Annotated in this window: 20 protein-coding genes and 1 tRNA gene; 13 read left to right on the top strand and 8 right to left on the bottom strand. The window is 38.2% G+C overall.

Going from position 1 to position 22,645, the window contains the following annotated elements; all coding sequences use genetic code 11:
• The first annotated feature begins 37 nt into the window (after positions 1-37).
• From ACULLH_RS01080 to ACULLH_RS01070, 3 genes are all read left to right on the top strand, one after another.
• Positions 38-868 carry a hypothetical protein gene (locus tag ACULLH_RS01080; RefSeq protein ID WP_454086873.1) on the top strand — a complete coding sequence of 277 codons (831 nt, stop codon included), beginning with the start codon at positions 38-40 and terminating at the stop codon, positions 866-868.
• A gap of 87 nt (positions 869-955) precedes the next feature.
• Positions 956-1,768, top strand: a complete 813-nt coding sequence (locus tag ACULLH_RS01075; protein ID WP_454086872.1) for a helix-turn-helix transcriptional regulator — start codon at positions 956-958, stop codon at positions 1,766-1,768.
• 66 nt (positions 1,769-1,834) lie between these two features.
• Positions 1,835-3,553, top strand: coding sequence for a serine hydrolase (locus ACULLH_RS01070; RefSeq protein WP_454086871.1), 1,719 nt, complete (start codon positions 1,835-1,837; stop codon positions 3,551-3,553).
• Positions 3,554-3,596: 43 nt separating this feature from the next.
• Here ACULLH_RS01070 and ACULLH_RS01065 read toward each other — a convergent pair whose 3' ends face one another.
• Both ACULLH_RS01065 and ACULLH_RS01060 read right to left on the bottom strand, forming a co-directional pair.
• Positions 3,597-4,166 (bottom strand): DinB family protein, encoded by a 570-nt coding sequence (locus ACULLH_RS01065; RefSeq protein WP_454086870.1) that lies wholly within the window; start codon positions 4,164-4,166, stop codon positions 3,597-3,599.
• A 206-nt stretch (positions 4,167-4,372) separates the two neighbouring features.
• Positions 4,373-4,975, bottom strand: a complete 603-nt coding sequence (locus ACULLH_RS01060) for a carboxymuconolactone decarboxylase family protein (RefSeq protein ID WP_454086869.1) — start codon at positions 4,973-4,975, stop codon at positions 4,373-4,375.
• 55 nt (positions 4,976-5,030) lie between these two features.
• Here ACULLH_RS01060 and ACULLH_RS01055 point away from each other — a divergent pair, with 55 nt between their 5' ends.
• From ACULLH_RS01055 to ACULLH_RS01040, 4 genes are all read left to right on the top strand, one after another.
• On the top strand, positions 5,031-5,453 hold the full coding sequence (locus tag ACULLH_RS01055) for an OsmC family protein (RefSeq protein WP_454086868.1): 423 nt from the start codon (positions 5,031-5,033) through the stop codon (positions 5,451-5,453).
• A 142-nt stretch (positions 5,454-5,595) separates the two neighbouring features.
• Complete coding sequence (locus ACULLH_RS01050) at positions 5,596-5,949, top strand: four helix bundle protein (RefSeq protein ID WP_454086867.1); 354 nt, start codon at positions 5,596-5,598, stop codon at positions 5,947-5,949.
• A 53-nt stretch (positions 5,950-6,002) separates the two neighbouring features.
• Complete coding sequence (recJ, locus tag ACULLH_RS01045; RefSeq protein WP_454086866.1) at positions 6,003-7,691, top strand: single-stranded-DNA-specific exonuclease RecJ; 1,689 nt, start codon at positions 6,003-6,005, stop codon at positions 7,689-7,691.
• A gap of 6 nt (positions 7,692-7,697) precedes the next feature.
• On the top strand, positions 7,698-8,954 hold the full coding sequence (locus ACULLH_RS01040; RefSeq protein ID WP_454086865.1) for an MFS transporter: 1,257 nt from the start codon (positions 7,698-7,700) through the stop codon (positions 8,952-8,954).
• Here ACULLH_RS01040 and ACULLH_RS01035 read toward each other — a convergent pair.
• From ACULLH_RS01035 to ACULLH_RS01015, 5 genes are all read right to left on the bottom strand, one after another.
• Entirely contained in the window at positions 8,951-9,280 is a 330-nt protein-coding gene (locus ACULLH_RS01035; protein WP_454086864.1) for a hypothetical protein, read from the bottom strand. The two genes, ACULLH_RS01040 and ACULLH_RS01035, sit on opposite strands and share 4 nt — an antisense overlap.
• A 102-nt stretch (positions 9,281-9,382) precedes the next feature.
• Positions 9,383-10,138: a UDP-2,3-diacylglucosamine diphosphatase gene (locus tag ACULLH_RS01030; RefSeq protein ID WP_454087942.1), complete on the bottom strand. Its 756-nt coding sequence runs from the start codon at positions 10,136-10,138 to the stop codon at positions 9,383-9,385.
• A 140-nt stretch (positions 10,139-10,278) separates the two neighbouring features.
• Complete coding sequence (locus ACULLH_RS01025) at positions 10,279-11,046, bottom strand: enoyl-CoA hydratase/isomerase family protein (RefSeq protein WP_454086863.1); 768 nt, start codon at positions 11,044-11,046, stop codon at positions 10,279-10,281.
• A 117-nt stretch (positions 11,047-11,163) separates the two neighbouring features.
• The gene (locus ACULLH_RS01020) at positions 11,164-12,498 is read right to left on the bottom strand and encodes an MATE family efflux transporter (protein ID WP_454086862.1); all 1,335 of its coding nucleotides are present in this window, start codon (positions 12,496-12,498) and stop codon (positions 11,164-11,166) included.
• 12 nt (positions 12,499-12,510) lie between these two features.
• Positions 12,511-13,011: a GNAT family N-acetyltransferase gene (locus ACULLH_RS01015; RefSeq protein WP_454086861.1), complete on the bottom strand. Its 501-nt coding sequence runs from the start codon at positions 13,009-13,011 to the stop codon at positions 12,511-12,513.
• Positions 13,012-13,064: 53 nt separating this feature from the next.
• Here ACULLH_RS01015 and ACULLH_RS01010 point away from each other — a divergent pair, with 53 nt between their 5' ends.
• The 6 genes from ACULLH_RS01010 (at position 13,065) to ACULLH_RS00985 (ending at position 20,241) form a co-directional block, all read left to right on the top strand.
• Complete coding sequence (locus tag ACULLH_RS01010) at positions 13,065-13,859, top strand: universal stress protein (RefSeq protein WP_454086860.1); 795 nt, start codon at positions 13,065-13,067, stop codon at positions 13,857-13,859.
• 67 nt (positions 13,860-13,926) lie between these two features.
• Positions 13,927-14,000, top strand: a tRNA-Ala gene (locus ACULLH_RS01005).
• Positions 14,001-14,199: 199 nt separating this feature from the next.
• The gene (locus ACULLH_RS01000; protein ID WP_454086859.1) at positions 14,200-17,328 is read left to right on the top strand and encodes an Eco57I restriction-modification methylase domain-containing protein; all 3,129 of its coding nucleotides are present in this window, start codon (positions 14,200-14,202) and stop codon (positions 17,326-17,328) included.
• Between the two features lie 4 nt (positions 17,329-17,332).
• Positions 17,333-17,767 (top strand): hypothetical protein, encoded by a 435-nt coding sequence (locus ACULLH_RS00995; protein WP_454086858.1) that lies wholly within the window; start codon positions 17,333-17,335, stop codon positions 17,765-17,767.
• Positions 17,768-18,030: 263 nt separating this feature from the next.
• A complete protein-coding gene (locus tag ACULLH_RS00990; protein WP_454086857.1) occupies positions 18,031-18,669 on the top strand; it encodes a hypothetical protein in 639 nt (212 codons plus the stop codon).
• A 144-nt stretch (positions 18,670-18,813) separates the two neighbouring features.
• Entirely contained in the window at positions 18,814-20,241 is a 1,428-nt protein-coding gene (locus ACULLH_RS00985; RefSeq protein ID WP_454086856.1) for an ATP-binding protein, read from the top strand.
• An 852-nt stretch (positions 20,242-21,093) separates the two neighbouring features.
• Here the strand turns inward: ACULLH_RS00985 and ACULLH_RS00980 are convergent.
• On the bottom strand, positions 21,094-22,350 hold the full coding sequence (locus ACULLH_RS00980; protein WP_454086855.1) for a tyrosine-type recombinase/integrase: 1,257 nt from the start codon (positions 22,348-22,350) through the stop codon (positions 21,094-21,096).
• Between the last annotated feature and the right edge of the window lie 295 nt (positions 22,351-22,645).

Genomic DNA, 22,645 nt, shown 5'->3' with positions numbered 1-22,645 from the left:
CAGCGTATTTGCAGTTCATGTTTACAACCCTTGACTCATGATTAAATTCTTTCGAAAAATCACACAGATTTTAATTCCCTCATTTTTAATGGTTACCCTTTTGGTTTATGGATGCCTGCCAAAACAGGCGGAAAAGAAAAACGTGATCATTAACCCGGAGGGTGTCTTTGCGCAACATTTAAGAATAGAGGTTCAAGATAAATCGGAAGAATTTAAAGATTTGATGTTTCAACTGAAGCAGATAGGGGATTCCGCCCAACTACAAAGCCGATACCACTGGATTTGCTATCAAGAAGCTCCAAATCATTACTGGATTCTTGCCATGAGTGACTCGTTGAACAAGTTCGCTTATCCAGCTTCCATCAAAGGGTTTGCCAGTGTGATTGGCGAATATGCGCGGTCTTCAAAACGAGATAGTATTATGGCTTTGGCCGAATCACTTAAAGATTTACCGGTTACCGAAAGTATCACCCGGCAATATTCCAACTGGAGTACCACAAACAATGTGGAATCCAGGGATTACCCCAACTCTAGGATTGTGACCTACAGTTTTGACGAGGCGGACATCATTGAATTCAATAATGGTATGGTTGAACTGAAAGGGTTTTTGGAGAAGAATCAAGTTTCCTTTCCTATCGAGGGGTTTCTGGCCTATCCCGAAACCAAAAATGAAGCTTGGCGGGTCATTTTTTTGCCTGATGATACCCCTTTTGATGAGGTGCATACATCTTATGACTTTCAGGTCGAACTCAGTGATGAAGCAAAGCACGAACTCAAAAGCATTCAGAAGAAAATCCGTACCAGTACCAACAATATTGAATATCTGGACGGAAAACGTGTCGATAGCTTAAGTTACGGAACGCTCTAGCTTGCAGTATAGGTTTATGACATTGGATTTTGAATCCTAAATTAAATTTCACGAACTTCCATTGTTCAAGCAACAAGCTTAGCTCAAATGAAAACATTGACAAAGGGGCAGTATTATGGAATAAAGGATTCAGAAAAATCATTTGGTGGAATTCTATTGTCCCAATACGAGTACATAAAGGATAGAACCGATTGGCACTATCATGAAAACCCGTACTTTATGTATGTTCTGCAAGGCAATATGAAGGATAGCAATGCCCGAGTAAAAACCTTGTGTCCTGCTGGCAGTCTAATGTTCAACAATTGGCAAGAGCCACATTTTGGATCGAAGCACTCTGAGAACGCAGGTGGCTTTCATCTGGAATTTGAGAAAAATTGGCTTGCAAAAAATGGAGTCTCTCTGAACGTTTGGGAAGGCAGCCAACGTATCCAAGATCCGCAACTGCACTTTCTTTTTGCCCATATGTATCGTGAATTTCTCCTAGCCGATAATTTTAGCGATGTATCTGTAGAAGTTTTACTGCTTCAAGTTTGTGACGCGTTGAGCGAATTGAAACAAACCAATACACTCAAAAATCCGGAATGGGTAGATCATCTAAAAGAGATACTACATTATGACACGGCAAATTTGACCCTTGAACATTTGTCGAATGAGTTGAACGTACATCCAGTGCATATATCCAGGGCAGCACCCAAATACCTTTCCATGAGTCTTGGGGAGTACATAAGACAAGAGAAACTTAAAAAGGCACTTCCGCTTGTTATGGATTCTTCGATAACATTGACCGAAATTGCCTATCGCGTAGGATTTTCAGATCAAAGCCATTTTAACCGTGTGTTTAAATCCCATTTTAATAAGAGTCCAAGTGATTACCGAAAAATAATCAAGAAAAACCACTGATGTTAATTTCATACAAGCTTCCAAGCATGCTAACACACTACTTTTGAAATTCTAATCTTTCAAAAAATGAAAAGACATCAATTGATTATTTTATTCCTGTGTTTATCAGTGCTTTCAAGTTGCGCACAAAAGTTGGTACAACCCGTTGAAGGGGAATGGATAGGCCACCTGCCCAACAAAAACAGCTTTAATTTTAAAGTGGCTTTGGAGAAACTTGAGGACAATACCTTCCATCTTACCATAACTAATGATAAAGTGGTTCTGGAGAAAACCTTAGCATCCTCCATAGAAGACAAGGTGCAGTTGAGTGTTGATGAACAATTGTTTTTTGATTTAGAGTATGGTCAGGATGAACAAACCCTTACCGGATTTATTAAGTCCGGAAAATTTCTCTACCGCACCAGCTTTACCAAGACAGAAAATGGCATCTATGTCGGAGATTGGAACGCATTTATGGTTGATAATGGTCTGCAGTCCGACGACATTATGCTGTATTTGGAATTTGCGGAAGGAAATGATCTTGTAGCCTATCCTTTTTTCGGAGATCAACGATTTAGGGGCACTTGGACAAGCGATTTTAAGCGGCAAGGGAATACGCTCTTGTTTAGGGATACTAATACGGGCTTTAATTTTCGAGCTAACCTGTTGGACAGTGTTATTGAACTCGAGATTTTACTTACAGCCGAGTTGATTACAAAGACCCGTCTAACACATACCAAAGAAGGTTGGGAATATACTTCGGATGCGGTGGAGCAATCTCAAAGCACTGACACTCCAAAACAATTATATGATGGCTGGGATACCGCCAGCATAAATGACTACGCAATTGATAAAAATGAGCTTCTCAAGCTGATTAAGGATATCCAGGCGAACAAGTTGGTCAATACCCATAGTATTTTGATCGCTAAAGAGAACAAACTGGTATTTGAAACCTATTTTGACGGACATAATGCCCATATTCCCCACGACCTACGGTCAGCTTCAAAGAGTATCTCTTCAGCCATGATAGGAGTGGCCATTGATGATGGACTTATCGGCAGTGTCAATGAAACGTTGTACAATTTTATTCCCAAAGATTATCAGTACACCAAGGGCACGTTAAAATCCAAAATACAGATAAAGGACTTGCTTACCATGAGCTCTGGAATGGATGTGAACAACCTGGCCTCGGAAAACCATTATCAAGACCCAAATAATCCCAACAGCTGGCTCAAAACCGTTTTGGAGGCTCCAATGGTCAAGGAGCCTGGGACCTATGCCGATTATGGTTCTGCCAACCCTTTTTTGTTAGGGGTTTGTTTAAACGAAAATTTGGAAATCCCTCTTGAGACCTATATGCATGAAAAGCTATTTGCTCCTTTGGGAATAACCAATTACATCAATCAGACGGATGACACCGAGATTGTTCCCTATTTCGGCGGAGGTATGCTTTTGACCTCTAGGGATTTACTCAAATTTGGGCAACTTTACCTGAACGAAGGACAATGGAAAGGAAAGCAGGTTATCTCAAAAGCGTGGATTGATGAATCCTTTGGCAAGTATATGCGATTGCAGGATACAAAGGATAAAAATGAATATGGATATCTGTGGTGGCACGATGTTTATGAAGTCAAGGGGAAGGCCATAGCATCCATTGAAGCCCGGGGAGCGGGCGGTCAATTTATTTTTATACTTCCGGAATTGGAATCGGTTGTTGTCATCACCTCCGGAAATTTCAGAAATCGTAAGGGCAACCAGCCTAGGGATATTTTAAAGGAATATATTTTGCCTGCTCTATTGAACTAAAAATCAACTTTTAACAACGGCCACTGTTTAATGAGGTTACTGGCTACCCCAAAATCTCATCAATCTGAACCATATGCCGTTCCAAATGGCAGAGTAAAAACTCAAAACACTCAGGCAAATAAAAATTGACAATGGGACCAATGGCCGAAGTAATTTTTGTTTTGGATACGTCCTTGTTCCTACTCTTTAGAATGGCCTCTTTGAGATGGGCATGACGCATAAAAAAGGTTTCAAACACCGCGTCCATTTTTTCTTGTGTCAACGACTGCTTGTCCAACAAAGGTTCAAAACGTTTCAGGGTTTTCATCTTCCATTTCCGCACACCATTTTTAGGCCGTTGACCGGCAATCACAATCTTTTGCCATGTCCTGGCCTTGAATTCTGAAGAGCCTGAGTCAACTGATGGTAATTTAGTAAAGGCCTCATCCAATTTGGGCATGTAAATGCCATAGGCGATGTTCAAATGTTCTAGCACCTCAACGACATTCCATGATTTTGAATGGGGAGGAGTGGTCAATTGCGAGACATCCAAGGTTTGTAGCTCCTTTACCTTGTTTACAATATGGTTCAGCCGCTGGATTTGATTTTCCGAAGTGACTAGTAAGCTTGCCATAACTGTTCGTTTTTTGATTGTAACAAAGTTCAGTTATAACTCGGCAACAAACATTGATGTAAATCAAGAAATCGTACTCTCAGACATCAGACATCAGACATCAGACATCAGACATCGGACATCGGACATCCGCTATTAGTGTAAATTGGTGAAATTCGTGTCAAAAAATCTAAAAGCGAAGCGGTCTTATGTCTTAAATCTGACATCTAGTATCTAGACCCATCATGCTTGCCTTTTTCCCAACCAGTTTTCCCCAAATATTGTTCCGCGCTTTCTACGGCTCCATCTTCAATGGAGGTTCCCATGGAGTCATTCCAGCGGTTCAGGTATCCAAACAATGAAATCACTCCGAGCATTTCCACAATTTCACCTTCGTTCCAGTGTTCATACAAACGCGCTTTGATATCTGCATTCACAGCGTTGGGAACTTGAGAGGCGGCCAATGAAAAATCCAAAGCGGCACGTTCGGCATCAGAAAAAGCGGGATGGGTTCTATATTCCCAAATATTGTCCAATTGCTCTTGTTCAGCGCCATAGCGTTCCGCAGCTCGGATAGCATGGGCCTGGCAATAGCGACATCCGGTGGCATTGCTGCTTACCCAGGCAATCATACGTTTAAGTGCCGAGGTCACTCTCCCCTCATTGGCCATAACAGCTTTATTAAGATTGATAAAGGCCTTGGAAATGGCCGGACGGTGCTGCATGGTCAAGACAGAATTTGGGCAAAAGCCAAGGGTCTCATTAAAGAATTCAGCCAGTTTTTTGGTTTCTATATCGTGGTTGGGGTCAAGCGGTGTTACTAATGCCATAAGTGCGGTTTTAAATCGTATTTTTGAAAGCTACAAGAAACAAAAATTTGACTTCATGACAAATCATATCACGACCAAATGGTTGGGTGGAATGGCTTTTGAAAGCAACAACCCTTCAGGACATAATTTAAAGATTGATGCAGGGCCGGATGATGGAGGCGAAGGCTCTGGTTATAGGCCCAAAGCACTTATGTTATCGGGTCTAGCCGGATGTTCGGGCCTTGATGTGGCTTCCCTGATCAAGAAAATGAAATTGGAAGTAGATGACTTTTCCATAGAAACCATCGCCAATCTCACTGATGAGCATCCAAAATACTACGATGCTGTTACGATTGAATATCACTTTTATGGCGCCAACTTAAACGAAGCCAAGCTTAAAAAAGCCGTAGACCTTTCCATTGAAAAATACTGCGGTGTTATGGAGATGTTTCGAAGGTTTGCCAAGCTGGATGTGCAGCTGATATATCATCATAATTAAGAGTAAGTTCAAAAAAGAAGTGCAAGTTCAAGGTTTAAGTACAAGGATAAGTTCAAGCTCAATTTTGAAGTTCAAACACAAAGACAGGAAATAACAGTACATTTAGAAACATTTTCAGCCTCAAAATCAAATCATAAAGGTTATGGATGATAAGAAGTTTGATTTAGAGGATAGGTTTGTGGCTTTGGCAGCTAGTATTGCTTTATTCTGTAAAGGATTGCCTTCAGATTTTACCGGACAATATTATGGGAATCAATTGCTTCGTTCGGGTGGAAGCGCAGCGCTGAACTTTGGAGAAGTCCAAGGAACCAATACAAATAGGGATTATCGTTTCAAAGCATCACTTGTTTTAAAGGAGTTGAAGGAATCAAGGGTTAATTTAAGGATCTTGACTAAGATTAACTACGGTTCGGAACAAACCAAACACAACCTTTTAGACGAAATAGAGCAATTAGTTAAGATTATCTCCACCATTATCAAAAACAAAACCCCTTGAATTTGCACTAATTTTTTGAACTTTAAATTTTTCCCTGAACTTGCACTTCACCTATGAGATGGACCATAAAACCAAATCCTGAGACTCAAGAGATAGAAAGGCTTTCCAAAGACTTAAATGTCGATAGGTTGATAGCAAATCTGCTTTTGCAACGGGGCATAGGAACATACGAGGAGGCCAAACAATTCTTCCGCCCGCAATTGTCCGATTTGCACGACCCTTTTCTGATGAAGGACATGGATAAGGCCGTTGAACGCATTGAATTGGCAATAGCTAACGGCGAAAACATTTTGGTATATGGGGATTATGATGTGGATGGTACTACCGCTGTAGCATTGATGTCATCATTTCTTCAAGAAAACTACCCCAATGTAGCAACCTATATTCCCGACCGATATACGGAAGGCTATGGGGTATCTTTTCAAGGCATTGATTATGCTTCGGATAACGATTGCACCTTGATCATCGCTTTGGACTGTGGAGTGAAGGCTGTTGATAAGGTGACCTATGCCAAAGAAAAGGGTATCGATTTTATCATATGTGATCATCATAGACCTGGGGACGTGCTGCCGGATGCTGAGGCAATTCTGGACCCAAAACGGGAAGATTGCACATATCCCTATAAAGAACTTTGTGGTTGTGGTGTGGGCTTCAAATTGATTCAAGCCTTGGCTTCCAGAGAGGGAAGAACAATAGACGATTTGATTCTCTATTTGGATTTGGTGGCTACGGCAATTGGGGCGGATATCGTTCCAATAACCGGTGAGAATAGGGTTTTGGCCCATTATGGATTGAAAGTGATCAACGCCAACCCTAGAATCGGATTTAAGGCCATCATAGACCAAATCAAAAAGAAGGAACTTACGATTACCGATGTGGTTTTTATCATAGCTCCTAGAATCAATGCAGCGGGCAGAATGAAGCATGGCCAGTACGCCGTGAATCTTTTGAAAGAAATGGATATGACTGTGGCCCAGAAGTTTGCTGCCGAAATTGAGCAGTTCAATGCTGATAGAAAGAATTTGGACAAGGAAATCACTGAGGCAGCATTACAACAAATTCGAGAAAATGGAGAGGAAGAAAAATTTACCTCTGTTGTTTACGACAAAGATTGGCATAAAGGGGTAATCGGCATCGTGGCATCAAGACTAACAGAGACTTACTATCGTCCTACGCTGGTATTTACAAAGAGCGGGGATAAACTGGCAGCTTCTGCTAGATCTGTCAAAGGATATGATGTATATAACGCTCTTGAAAAATGTGCTGATTGCTTGGAACAATTTGGCGGACATAAGTACGCAGCAGGATTGACCCTTTTGGAGGAGCAATATGAAAACTTCAAAAAGCAATTTGAAAAGGTGGTCTCCGAATCCATAGAACCCAGACTGCTGGAACCTGAGATATCCATCGACACAAAAATCGATTTGAACCAAATCAATCCAAAGTTGATGCGAATCCTAAAACAATTTGCTCCTTTTGGCCCCGGTAATATGACGCCCATTTTCATGGCGGAAAAATTAAAAGACACAGGATATGGCAAAGGTGTGGGTGAAGATGAAAAGCATTTGAAACTTTCGATTACCCAAAACCGCACCCAGCCAATTGGGGCCATAGGATTTAACCTGGGACCAAAATTGGATAGGGTAAAGGGCAAGAATTCTTTTGATGCCGTCTTTTCCTTGGATGAAAATGAATGGAACGGGCAAGTTAGCCTTCAGCTAAAACTGCGAGATATTCGCTAAGCATCTATGGATCCATACGCTGCACTTCGGTATAAGGAATTCAATATTTTTTTGGTGGTTCGCTTTGCCATGGTTTTTGCATGGTCCATGCAGTTCATTGTGATTGAATGGCAGGTATATTCCATGACAAAAGACCCTTTGTCGTTGGGAATAATTGGGTTGATGGAAATCATTCCTGCAGTGGGAATGGCCCTGTTCGCTGGCCACGTGGTGGATCAAAAAGAAAAGCGAAATCTACTGATCAGATGTATTTTAGGGTTTTCGGTTATCAGTCTCGGATTATTTTTGATCAGTGACCCAGATTTGGAAGCTACTGTCAGCCAAAAAACCATATTGTACTCCATTTATTTTCTGGTTTTTTTGGGTGGCCTGGTGAGGGCTTTTATCGGACCAACAGTTTTTTCGTTGATTGCTTTGATTGTTCCAAAGAAAATTTATCCGAATGCTGCAACTTGGAGCAGTTCAACTTGGCAATTGGCATCAGTTGTGGGTCCCGCGTTTGCCGGGTTTTTGATCAGTTGGATTGGAGTGCATTGGTCCATGTGCGTTATTTTGGCCTTTTCGCTGATGGCCTTGCTCTTCCTTTTGAAAATTTCCAGAAAGCCTATTATGAACCCTAACATCGGTGAACCCATTTTAAAAAGCCTTAAAGATGGATTGAAGTTTGTTTTTGGAAACAATGCCATCCTTGGTGCGTTGACCTTGGATATGATTGCCGTGTTGTTTGGTGGAGCAGTTGCATTATTGCCGATCTATGCCCAAGACATTTTGCATGTAGGTTCTGAAGGATTTGGAATTTTACGGGCCGCACCGGCTGTGGGAGCATCCATTACTATGCTTGGGTCCACAAGATTTCCCCTGCACAAGAAGGCAGGAAAAAAACTGTTATGGGCCGTATTCGCTTTTGGAGTCTGTATTTTGGTCTTTGGTATTTCCAAAATATTTTGGGTTTCGGTGGCGGCACTGTTTTTAAGTGGAGCGGTGGATGGTGTCTCCATGATCATACGCCAGACTATTTTACAATTGAAGACACCAGATAATATGCGAGGAAGGGTAGCATCTGTGAATTCTATTTTTGTGGGGTCTTCCAACGAACTTGGCGCTTTCGAAAGTGGATTGGCAGCCAAACTTCTGGGGACGGTGCCCGCCGTTGTTTTTGGAGGATGTATGACCTTGCTGACGGTTGGAACAACCGCATTGGTGTCTCCCAAATTTAGACGATTGGACCTTCAAAAAGATGTTGAAGAGCACGGGGAAACCTAGTCTCCACTTTGTTCAATTGAACTTTCCCAAAACCCAAAAGTGAATAGCACAACTGCCATTAACAGCAGTCCAATAATTGAAGCGAGAAGGTCATTGAAATCGTAGACATTGTTTCCCCCGATATTATGATATTTCAACTCTTGGGAGATGACATAGATCGCAGCAAAGGAGATTGAGATTGCATAAACGTAAACTTCTTGAAGCTTCAATTTTAAACGATCATTTAGCATAAATAGCAGGGCTGTGGTGACAATGGTTCCCATAATAGCCTCACACAGATTTGGAATTGAATAAACCAACACCTCAGCAATAGAGGAGGATTCCATATTTAGCACCCATGGTCTCAGATAAAATTTGTTGAGTACAAAAATTAGAAATGCCGCTATAAACAAAATTCGAATAAGAGGTTTTAAGCGCATACCCGGGATTTACTTAAACTCCTCGAGGGACAAACGCTCCCCATCAAAAACGGCATAGGTAAAATAGGAAATCCAATCCCCTAAATTGGTATAGGTGGATGTTGGATTGAGTTTAATTTCCATAGGAAGATGACGATGCCCAAAAATAAAATGGTCAAAATGTTGGGTCTCCAATTTTCGTTTGGCGTAGAGAATCAACCATTCCTTGTCCTCTCCTAAAAAAGATGCGTCGGCATCCCCAGAGATAATCTTATTGTTTACGGAAAGGTGCTGCCCCAATCGCACTCCTAAATCCGGATGTAGCCATTTAAACAGCCATTTTGCCAAAGGATTGGTAAAAACCTTTTTCATTCGTTTAAAACCTTTATCACCTGGCCCAAGTCCATCACCGTGCCCAACAAAAAAGGAAGTGTTGTTAATACTGAAATGTTGGGGGTTGTGGTAAACAGGAATGTTCAACTCTTCTTCAAAATAACCATTCATCCAAAGATCATGGTTGCCCACAAAATAGGTAATCTGGATACCCATGTCAGATAGTTCCGCAAGCTTACCCAGTGTTCTGGTAAATCCTTTGGGTACTACAGTTTTGTATTCAAACCAAAAATCAAAAAGATCTCCCATCAAAAAAACGGCAGCTGCATCATCCTTTATGGAATCCAACCAAGCCACAAACTTCTTTTCCCTTGGCAGACTTTCTTTGGATGTTGGGGCACCCAAATGATTGTCGCTGGCAAAATAGACTTTTTTGTCCTTTGGAAGTTGAATGTTAGAAATTGCCACTGTACTATCTTTTAAACCTTCTACGGTTCCGGATTCTGGTAACAATATAAACTACAATGACCAAAAAGGCCACTAATGGAAAAACGATATCACTGTTTAAAAACGAAAGTATATCCATAAAATAATTACTTCTTAAATTTTTCGAGGGCGTTTTTGGTGTTCGGAGATAGTGCAAGTCTGCCAGAAGCTTCAGCGCGTTCTACTAATAAAGATTCCCAATGTTCCGTTCCTTCCCAAAGCACTCTTTTCATTTCAGCCAGGGCTTCAGGGTTAAAGGATGCCAATTTTTGTGTGTGGAATTCCAGCTCTTTATCCATTTTTGCAATAGAATCAAATACCTTGGAGAATAATCCTTTTTCTTTGGCCCAATAGGCATTTTTCCATTCTGTCGGATTCAAAGAGAGTTCTGCCAACCCAGCTTTTCCTATTTTTCGTTCCACTACTGGCGCAATTACTAGAGGTGCAATTCCGATGGAAATTTCAGATAGTTTAATGGATGCAGCTTCAGTGGCATATACATAATCACAGGCGGACGCCAATCCTACTCCCCCGCCAACAGCTTTCCCTTGGACGCGTCCAATAATGGGTTTGCTACAGCTTCGCATGGCGTTTATTACATTGGCAAAACCACTGAAAAAGGCCTTTCCTTCTTCCAGATTTGAGATTGCAACGAGTTCATCAAAAGAAGCACCTGCACAAAAAGCCCGTTCTCCTTCAGACTTGAGTACAATCAAGGAAACGTTCTCGTCGGCAGAGAGCTTATCAAGTTCCTTGGTCAAACGTGCCAATAGTTCGGAAACAAACGAATTGCTGGCCGGATGTCCAAACTCAACTACTGCGATTCGATTTTCAATCTTCGTATATAGGCTTCCGTTGGTTCTGTCCGTAGGCATTGGTTTTAATTATTGGTTGTCAGTTGTCAGTTGTCAGTTGTCAGTGAACAGTAAACAGTAAACAGTGAACAGTGAACAGGTGTCTGATTTCTGATTTCCACATTAACGAGCACTAAATTAACTGTTTTGCACCAAGGGTTTGAACTTTCTTCTGAATTTCCATACCAAAGCCAACCCTCGAATCATCATCCAGACGACAAATGCAATCCAAATGGCATAGAACCCCCATCCCAGATATTTTCCTAGATACAAGGTTGGAATAAAGCCCAAAAAAGTGGCCGAAAGGAGTACATTTCTTAAATATTTCATCTCACCCAAACCCTTGAAAAGTCCGTCGAAAACAAATGCCAAGGTATTCATGGGAAGTCCAAGGATAACAATGAAGAAGATTCCATAAAAGGTATTCAGAACAACGGCTTCATTCGAAAAAATATCGCCTATGGCCTTGTAAAAGATAAATCCGAACAACATTAAAACAACGCTAATGATCATTCCGTAGGTGATGATTTTCTTGGCCAATTTCCAAAGGCCTTTGTAATCCTGCGTTCCTAATAATTTTCCACCCATACTATTTCCCGCAGCCCCGTATCCATCAATAAAAAATGCCGCAAATAACCATAGGTTTATGGCAATGGTATGAGCTGCTATAAATTGATCACCTAGCACTGTAGCTTCTCTGGCAGCTATCACTATAACTGTGTTCAATGCCAATGTCCTAACAAAAAGATTCAAGCTCATAACAACCAATCGTCCTAATTCCTTGTTTAAAGGGAACTTCAGCTTTAAACTGATATTGGTTTTTCTTTTTAAAAAGAAGAAGGCAAGGAGAGCCATAATGAATTGGGAAATTAGACTGGCCCAGGCGGCTCCTTCCAAATACATGGCAGGAACCAATCCATCGATGCCATAAACAAGGATGAAATCCAAGATTATGTTTAGCCCAGCACCAACGAGTGCAATTATCATAGGGTAAAAAGTGTTCTGAAGCCCCCTGAAGATGCCGAAAACTGCAAATGTGAAGAGCGTTAAGGGGAATCCCCATACACGAATAGAATAATAAGATATGCAGTATTTCAATATTTTTCCTGAAGCCTCAAACAGACTAAAAATTTCTTCAATGAAAAAAATTGTCGAAACAAGAATGATGATGCTTAATAGAATATTGAAAAAAATAGCCTGTGCAGGAAGGTTTTTGACCTCTTCCAATTTTCCCGCACCGAGATATTGCGAAATAATGGCAGATATGGAACTCCGGGTCTGACCCAATATCCATATTAAAGCTGAGAGAAAAAAACCGACGATTCCAGCTGCTGCCAATGATTCAAGCCCGTCTACCGGAATGTTGCCCACAATTGCCGTATCGGTAATGGATAGAATGGGCTCTGCAATACCCGAAATGGTAGCAGGGACCGCAAGTTGGTTTATGGTTTTAAAGTTGACCTGTGTCCTCAAAGTCGGTGCAAGTTACAGCACTAGTTCATAACAATGAAAAGGATGGACACTTTGTTTTGGGAAGAAAATGTCTCCCAATCTTTCATAGCCCCTTTGCTCATAGAATCTTTGATTTCGTTTGTTTTGGGAAAAGGTATCCAGACGAACGGATACAAAGCCATTTTTTTTGGAGTATGATTCGGCATAGTCCATCAATTCTTGGGCAAATCCCAAACCTTGATGGTCAGGATCGATACAAACACGGTGAATATAGGTGCTATTTCCATTTGGGGTAAGCCATTTAATCGGGACATATTCATCATCCATAAGTGTTGATATGACAATGGCGCCGATAACTCGACCTTCGTGCAGTTTTACATAAAGTTCCTCTCGTTCCAGATCATTTAGAAAGGCATTTTTGGTAGGGTAATGTTCGTTCCACTGATATACGCCGTTTTGTACCATTTTGCGGGCACAAGAACGGGTTATGGAAAGGATATCATCGATTTCGGATATCTTTGCGGGTCTAATCATGGATTGATTTCAATTAAATTGTAAATTTAAGCTATAATCATAACCGCCAAACAATGAATAATATACTGGTACCCATCGGCACGTCGCCCAATGCTAAGGAGACACTTCAATATGCTATTGATTTTGCATCCAATTTTGGAGCAAAGGTTTTTGTGATGGATGTATTTTCCGTGACTTCTACCGCTGGCAGTTTGGCCAATGTAACCGAGAAGGTGGCCAAAAGCAGCAAGGAGCATATCAAAGAAGTTATTGATGAGGTAAACACCAATAATGTGGAACTAAAAATAGCCACATACAATGGAGATATTATTGATGGGTTGAATGACATAAACAATGAGCTGGGAATAGATTTGATTATTATTGCTCCTAGAAGTAACGACATTCAAGAGGAGCTGTATTTGGGCAATACCACGGGAAGAATTGTGAAGCAGACCAATATTCCTACCTTGATCGTGCCCAAAGGGACTTCCTTCAAACCTATAAAAAGTATTTTGACCGCTTTTGGTTCCGGAATTCTTAAAAGAAATAGGGTGTTGAATCCTTTGGCGGCTATAAGGGATAAGTTTAGGGCCAAAATAAACCTGTTGCTGGTAAAAAGACCAGGTTATTCTGAAGAGGATTTACAGGTGAACACGGCACTTTTGGATATCAGCGAGCAACTTATCATTACCGAGCAAGGGACTACCTATCTAGGTGTGTTGGAGCATTTTCAAAAGCAACATCCCGATTTACTCTGCGTTTTCCGGAGAAAACGTGGTTTTTTCAAGAAGCTCTGGGAGAAAAACACCATTCCAAAATCTGAATTTTTTGTTCCGATACCTGTTTTGGTATTGAGCGTTAAAAAATAGTAAGGAAGTTAAAAAGTTACATTTTGAAACTTTGAGAAAATGTCTTTCCTTTGCGACGCTCTATTTTGGGGGATTAGCTCAGCTGGCTAGAGCGCTTGCCTGGCAGGCAAGAGGTCACCGGTTCGACTCCGGTATTCTCCACTAATAAACATAGGCCTTCACAGATGTGAGGGCTTTTTCTTTTTTCGCAATGCACAGTTTGTGCACACTTTTTAAAAATTTATCTCTCATCAATAAAATTTAACATTTAAACAGGTTTATTACTTCTATTTGTTTGGCTTTATCAAACTTTAGTAAGGATATTCCCTATTTTTAGGTTGTAAAAAATTGATGACGCTTAATGGCCTTATTCCAGACCTCTGTATTAAAAAATTACCTAAAACAACTTGATCAAAAAACGATTGAAAAGGCCTATAAAAAATACCAAGCCTATTTTTTGAACGGCACAATACAAGAAAATATTAGAAACTCAAAAGAAGAGCAGTTTCAAGCTACCTTTTTAACGGAGCTTTTTGTAAAAGTATTGGGATATACTATTAATCCAAGCCCTGATTATAATTTAACCACTGAGTTCAAGAACGAAAAGAACAACCGAAAAGCAGACGGGGCTATTTTAAAAGAAGGTAGTGCCATTGGAGTCGTGGAGTTGAAAGGCACAAAAACTAAGGACCTAGAAAGTATTCGCAAGCAGGCTTTCGATTATAAAGCCAACCAAAAAGGATGTGTTTATGTAGTTACTTCTAATTTTGAAAAACTTCGCTTTTATATTAATGATGCCACCGAGTTTCAAGAGTTCAACCTTTTTGAACTTTCGTTAGAGCGTTTTAGTTTGTTTTACCTCTGCCTTCAAAAAGATCATATTTTTAATGGCTTGCCCTTGACCATTAAAGAATCTTCATTGGTAGAAGAAGAAAAAATTACCAAACGCTTTTATGCAGATTATTCACTTTTTAAAAGAGAATTGTACCGTGATTTGGTTAAACGCAACGCTAAAACTCTAAAAAACCTTCGCTCAGAAGAGTTACATCAAATTTCAATTGGTTCAATTGAAGAAACTGAACTTGTTCGTCTTGAAAAAAATGTAAAGCTTACCCTCTTTAAAAAATCTCAAAAGCTGATTGACCGTTTTCTGTTCATCTTTTTTGCTGAGGATAGAGGATTGCTTACCCCAAACTCCACCCTTCAGATATTGGATAAGTGGAAGGCAGATATGGATTTTGGTGACGAACGCCCACTCTATGGATTGTTCAAACAGTATTTTAAGTTTTTAGACTCTGGTAGAGCTGGCACCGAAAAACGAGCAGAAATCTATGCCTATAATGGAGGTCTGTTTAAATCAGACACTATTCTTGACAATTTGGAGATTGATGATGAGCTACTGCATAAGCACACAAATGCTTTGGCGAGTTATGATTTTGAAAGCCAGGTAGATGTAAACATTCTTGGACATATTTTTGAAAACTCACTAAATGAGATTGAAAGTGTTAATGCAGAAATTGAAGAAGCTGATTTTGATAAGCAAAAAAGCAAACGAAAAAAAGATGGTGTATTCTACACGCCCAAATATATTACCAAATACATAGTAGAAAATACGATTGGAAAGCTTTGTGATGAAAAGAAAACTGAATATGGCTTTAAGGAAGAAGAATATTTTAAAGGGCGCGCCAAAAGACCAAAAACAAAAATCCTGGAATTAGTTAAACTTTTAGATAATTATAGAGATTGGTTGTTGCAATTGACTATTTGTGACCCAGCATGTGGTTCTGGGGCTTTTTTAAATCAGGCCTTGGACTTTTTAATTAAAGAACATCGCTATATTGATGAGTTGAAAGCAAAAATCTTAGGAGCGGGTATCGTTTTCAGTGATATAGAAAACACCATTTTAGAAAATAATATTTATGGGGTTGACCTTAATGAAGAAAGTGTTGAGATTGCAAAGCTTTCGCTTTGGTTGCGAACTGCGCAACCCAGAAGAAAGTTAAACGACCTAAGCAATAACATTAAGTGCGGAAATAGCCTTATTGATGATAAGAAGGTGGCGGGTCATAAAGCATTTAATTGGGAAGCACAGTTTTCTAAAGTATTTGAGAAAGGCGGTTTTGATGTAGTCATCGGGAATCCGCCTTATGTTGCAAGAACACTTGATGACGGAATTAAATCCTACATAAATAAAAATTACCAAACTGCTCAATATCAGATTGATTTATATGTTTCTTTTATGGAAAAAGGAACAGAGATATTAAAGAGAAATGGGGCAATTAGTTTTATAGTTCCAAATTCATGGCTGAAAAATCTTAGGATGTCTGATTGTAGAAAATACGTATTGAATCATCTTGAATTTACAATCATAATTCCCAACTTAAATAATGTTTTTCCAGATGCCTCGGTAGATACCTTAATTTATGTTGCGAACAAGAATATTTCTACGAACCAGTTAATCGATATAGTCGAATTCGTAGAAAAACAAGTGTTTTTAAAACATCAAATTAAGCAGAAAAGATTTCTGGATAACGAAGGTTATGTTTTCGATGTTGAAATAAGTGAGGCTATTTTACCCATAATACAAAAAGTCAGAACGGAAGTAATTTCTGTAGGGGAAATAATGGACGTTATAAGAGGAGTAAATCCTTATGACAAGTATACTGGACAAACTCCTAACATAATAAAAAATAGAGCATACCATTCAAGTTTTAAAAAGGATGATTCATTTGTCCCAGAATTAAAAGGAAAACATATTTCGACTTATAACTATTCTTGGGATGAGAAACATTACATTAGTTATGGGGACTGGCTAGCCGCACCCCGGCAAGAGAAGTACTTCAAAGGTCCAAGAATTATTTTCAGAGAGATATTGGGAAAAACTCTTGTTAGCACCTTAATTAAAGAACAGTTTATTATTGACCGAAGCCTATATATTGCACGAATTGAAGAAGATAGCGAGGCTGACTTTATTATCGAATATGTTCTTAGTATTTTAAATTCTAAATTAATGTCATTTTATTTTCGTTACTCCAATAATGAATTTGATAATTTATTTCCAAAAATAAGAGTTGCAGAATTCAAAAAGCTGCCAATTAAGGTTGTTGAAATGGAAACTCAACTAAAGGCTAAAGCTAAAGTTGATGAATTATTGTCCTTCAAATCAGATGCTGTCAATGTGGTTTCGAAATTTAAACGGTACTTCATTCATAATTTTTCACTATCGAAATTATCTCGAAAACTTCAAAACTGGAATGAGTATGAGTTTGGTGATTTTATTAAGGAATTGGACAAAGCCGTAAAAAAAGAGGGTGGTACACCTTTTACAAAAAAAGATGAGTTTGAGTGGTTAGACCTATTTGAAGAAAACAAAAAGAAAGTACAAGGCTTACAATTTCAAATCAACCAAATAGAGAAGGAAATAAACCAAATGGTGTATGAGCTTTACAGGTTAACGCCAGAGGAAATTAAAATTGTTGAGAATAGTTAGTACAATGGCTAAATCTAAAAAAGAAATTGAGCAATGGAAAGAATATAGACTATTACTTCTAGAAGAGAAGGGGAAGAGTGATGATGATTTCGAAAAGTATATCACTTTTATAGTTTCTGGGGGGTTAGGTCTTACCTTAACATTCGTTGATAATATTAGCCCATTGAAAGAATCAATTTGTGTATGGGTTATAATTCTAGGGTGGTTTAGTTTGGCGACGACCTTGTTTGTTAATTTATTATCGCATTATATCTCCAGTGCCAACAATACAAAAACCGTTCAAGATATAGATGATGATTTGTCATATGAGGATATTGTAAATAACATAGATAATCGAAATATAGTTGTTTCAAGGTTGAATTTATCGTCTATTATAGCTTTAGGCTTTGGAATCCTATGTATTTTGATATTCACCACTATAAATGCGTATAATGGCTAAAAATAATAATTCAAAACCGACACCGAGACAAACTCCTAAACCACAACCTAGACCTTCTTCGCCTAAACACGGACAAAAAGGCCGTACAACTCCCAAACCACCTATCAGACCAAAAAAATAATATGACTAAAAAAGAGACATCTTCTAAAACGAAAAAAATCAATGTTGATTTAGGTAGAACTATCTCCAAACCTTCCAACACTTTGAAACCGAAAGAAAAAAAGGCTAAAAAGTGATTATGTTTTCAAATAGGGTAAATTATTATGGCAGATTGCATTGATTGTGGGAAGCAAGTAAAAGACATCTATCAAAGATGCTATAGTTGCAATAATGAACACCAGAAAATAATTAAACATTCTAAAGGGAAAAAGAAAGAGCCTTCAGAAGGGGAGTTATTTTTAGTAGAATATTTTGAAAGTGAAGGAATAACTGCCAAACGTGAAAAACCTATTATAGGTTTGAAAAATGACCCTAAAGCATATAGACTAGCAGATTTTTACCTATCTAATTATGGAATCTATGTAGAGTTTTTAGGGAAATGGTTTGTGTCAGAAAATGAGAAGGAGCGTTATCGAGAAAAGAAAAAGGTTTATAAAGACAATAACATTCCTTGTATCTTTCTGTACCCAGAAAATTTAGGAATAATAGACTTTATTCTTCCCACCAGAGCAATTAAGGAATTTAAAAAGCATGGTTTAACTAAAGGCTTGTGGTTGTTTAGACTAAAATTTTTGTGGCTTTACAAACGAGACAATTTTTTCATACTAATGTTAATGTTTTGCTTACTCTTCTTAGGGGACTTTAAGTGGGAGGAAGATGCAAACTTGATTTTAGGTATGATAGGAATAAGTGGGTATCAAGTCTATACCATATATCAGTTTTATAAGAAAAAATTAGATTAACGATTTATTAGATAGAGCTCTAGTTTTTTTTCAATTAATTTAAGCAAAAAAACTTCATAAATTTTTCTTAGAATAGTAATTTCTTGTAAAATAGTAAAAATAATTTACTTTATTTAACTATATTTGTGTCAAATAAAATAATAAATGGTTGAAAAAATATCTAAATCGCAGGTTTTAGAACGTATACAGTTTGAAAACTACTGGTGGCGTAACAGCGGTATTGAGGAAGATTACAATGCCATGCAGCGACGACTGTACTTTGATATTTTCAAACCTATGGTCTTTGACCTTTCTATAAACAGAGCCGTTGTGCTTATGGGACCAAGAAGGGTAGGTAAAACCGTAATGTTACATCATACTATTCAAGAGCTAATAGACAAAGGTGTGCCTAAGCAAAAGATTATTTTTATTACGGTTGAAAATCCAATTTATACGAATATTGCTTTAGAAGAACTTTTTAAATATGCTTTAGAAGCAATTGGCAACCAAAACCCTAAAGACTGTTTTGTTTTTTTCGACGAGATACAATATCTAAAAGATTGGGAAATTCATTTAAAAACATTGGTAGACAGTTATAGAGGTACAAAATTTATAGTATCAGGCAGCGCGGCCGCAGCGTTAAAGTTTAAAAGCAATGAGAGTGGAGCAGGGCGTTTTACCGACTTTTTACTGCCACCTCTTACATTTTACGAATACATACACATTAACGATCTACAGCACTTAATGGTTGAAAGTAATTTACTGTGGAAAGGGAAGGAAAAACATTTTTTCGACACCGTAAACCCCCAATTGCTTAATGAGCATTTTGTAAAGTATATCAATTTTGGCGGCTATCCTGAAATAATCTTCTCGCCCCAAATGCAGAAGAACCCTGGACGCTATATAAAACAGGATATTGTTGATAAGGTTTTACTACGTGATTTACCAAGTTTGTACGGCATAAAAGATGTGCAAGAATTAAACAGATTGTTTACGACCATTTGCTTTAATACCGCACATGAGTTTGAGTATGAAGAATTGAGTAGAACTTCAGGGGTAAAAAAACATCTTATAAAAACTTATATTGAATATTTGGAGTCAGCTTTCTTAGTAAAAAAAATTAGTAGGGTAGACCAGAGTGGAAAACGATTTAAAAGAGAGGTGAAGTTTAAAATGTATCTCTCAAACCCTTCCCTATATGCTGCCTTATTCACTCCATTGGCAATTACGGATGAAAAACGAATGGGAGACCTTGTAGAAACTGCCATTTATTCACAATGGATGCACCGTGATTGGTTCAATCCGTATTATGCGCATTGGGGAAAAGGGGAGGTGGATATGATAGGAATAGATGAAGGTACGCTGCAACCAATTTGGGCATTAGAAATTAAATGGAGCAATAGATATGTAGAAAAACCAAATGAATTAAAAAGTCTAATTGATTTCTGTAAGTCCAATAAACTGTCATCGGCGTTAGTAACTACCATAGATATGAAAACCCAAAAAGAGTTTCAAGGTGTAACATTGCAGTATGTACCTTGCGCAACTTATGCCTATAATGTTGGAAAGAACACGCTAGACAAGAAAAAATAATTGTAGAATACCCTCTGTTTAATTAACCATTATAATATTAAAGGTCAGTATCTTTACATTAGCATGTTTACTTCGCTTACGACTTGAACAGCTCACTCAGGATAAGCCTATTATTTTTAAAAAGCCCTACCCTTTAAATTTTCGCTTAATATTTCATTTTGAATCGGAATTCAAGATGTGTCATTGTCATGACAATCTTGCTTTTTCTCCCGGAGGTCGCAAAAGAAACCCTTCCTTCAGGGAATTACATAAGCGGCAAAAATGAAATGGCGAGTGAAACGAAGTTTCACGCTGCAAGTGTCCCAAAGCCTTACAAAAACTAATACTACTGAGCGAGGCTAAAGTTCTGTTTCAAAGCAAAAATGGGTCAACTTTTTCTACTGTTTATAGGACTTTCAAGAGGATTTGACACAATTTCCAAAAAAAAGACCTATAGAAAACAGTGGCTGGCCTATCCATTTGGGCTGACCTAAAAACACCATTACTTTGTTTATTTTTTTAGGTTTTTACTGTAAACTTTTTCAATGTTTTCAAGGGATTCCAGAGTTTTTACAATAAAAAAGAATGATTTCTTCAGGAAGATGAAATGACAAAAAGGACTGATTCTACTGGCCTTTTGGCCAGAAATTGGATAATGTAGCGCCGCTTTAGCGCGCTACCCTCTCGCTATACAAAATTGGTCTACTCCGTATCCCAAATTTTGTATACTATCGAACAGACTTTTTGATTCAAAAAAGCAGGTTGTGCGCACCTATTCCAATTTTACTTCACGCTTATCTATCAGAACGCTATAAAATTGAAACAGAATCCATGCGCAAAGTTAAGAGGTAAGGATTTGGGATGCCTGAATTTCTATGCGACTATCAATTCGTTAGCCTCATCAAGTGTATTATTATCAAAACGCTTCAAATAAATTTCAGTAGTCTTTAATGAGCTATGTCCAAGCCCTTCACTAATTATAGCGGTTGATATACCCATATGTTTTGCTATGGTCGCCCAAGAATGGCGTATTGAATATGTAGTAAAATGTTCTTTTATACCTGCGTCGCGAGCAATTTGTTTTAATCGTTGATTAACCCTTCTTCTAATAGTTTTATACTTTTCATACTTTGCTGTACTGCCATCATAATTTGCCGGAAACAAGTAGCCATCATTATAGTCATACTTCAAATAATAACTTAGAATTTGGTTCAATTCCGCAGTCAACTTAACGGACAAAGGATCACCTGTTTTACTGCGGCCATAAAATAATCTATCTTGATTAATATTGGACTTTTTCAACTTGACCAAATCAATCAGATTCATTCCTCTACAGTTAAACATTATCAAGGCATAGTTTTTTGTGTGCCACAATGCAGAACCCTCTGGATATTCTACATTTCTGATTCTTAAAAAAGTTTCTTTTGGTATTGCTCTTTTCTTTGTGGGGTTTGACGAAGGTATTTTATATCGTTTAAAAGGATTTTTAACTACATCTATTTTATCCTCGTAAAGAGCAGCGTTGAATAGTGCACGTAAGGCTCTTATGTGAGAGTTGATGCCGTTTGGCTTTAGTCCTTTACTTTCTTTATATATTTCAAAATCTTTTAAAATACTTACACTAAGTTGGTCTAAGGGAAAATCTCTATGATTATTGAACCTAATAAAATCTTTTATTGCATAATGATACCAATCGGCCGAACCAGGTTTGTTTGTTTTTCTTTTGCGCTCTATAATAACCTTTCCCCATTCAGATAACATTAAACCATTAGACATTTTACTTTTAAGTTTTGGGCTAATTTTATCCTGCCATCTTTTCTTAATTTCATTTACTAAAACGTCTACATCCATAAATTGAATACCATTACCCAATTCATTGATAAGACTTTTGGCATCATGAAGTTTATTGTAAAGTATTTGATTGATTTTATTACATTCTAATGACTTATTCGCAGCAACAGATTTTTTCAAAACTTGATTATTATTATTCCAACCAGCTTTTGATGTTTGGTATGGCAACCGAATCAATCTTGGTTTAATATGATAAACTCGTAGCGCAATTGGAAACAAATTCGAATTAGCACTTTTTGATGATTTTCGAGTATCTAAAATGAGCCTAACTTTAGCCATTTTTGCAACTTTATTTACTTCAAGTTAGCAATAAAAATGCACAGTTTGTGCACACTTTTTTTTGAAATCAATTGATATCAGCTGATATCAATTTTTATGAAAAAAGACACAACATTCTGAAAATAAGGTAATTAAAATGATTTATGACTTTTTTGGTTAAGCTAATTCGGAAACTGGCAGGCAAGAGGTCACCGGTTCGACTCCGGTATTCTCCACTAAAACCATCCAAATTTTGGGTGGTTTTTTGATTTATATAGCCAGGATTTCCCGAATTTTGGTGGGACACAAAGCAATA

The sequence above is a fragment of the Flagellimonas sp. 2504JD4-2 genome (assembly GCF_053642935.1).
The sequence above is the reverse complement of the archived record's forward strand: the minus strand, read 5'-3'. Positions and strand labels throughout refer to the sequence as shown.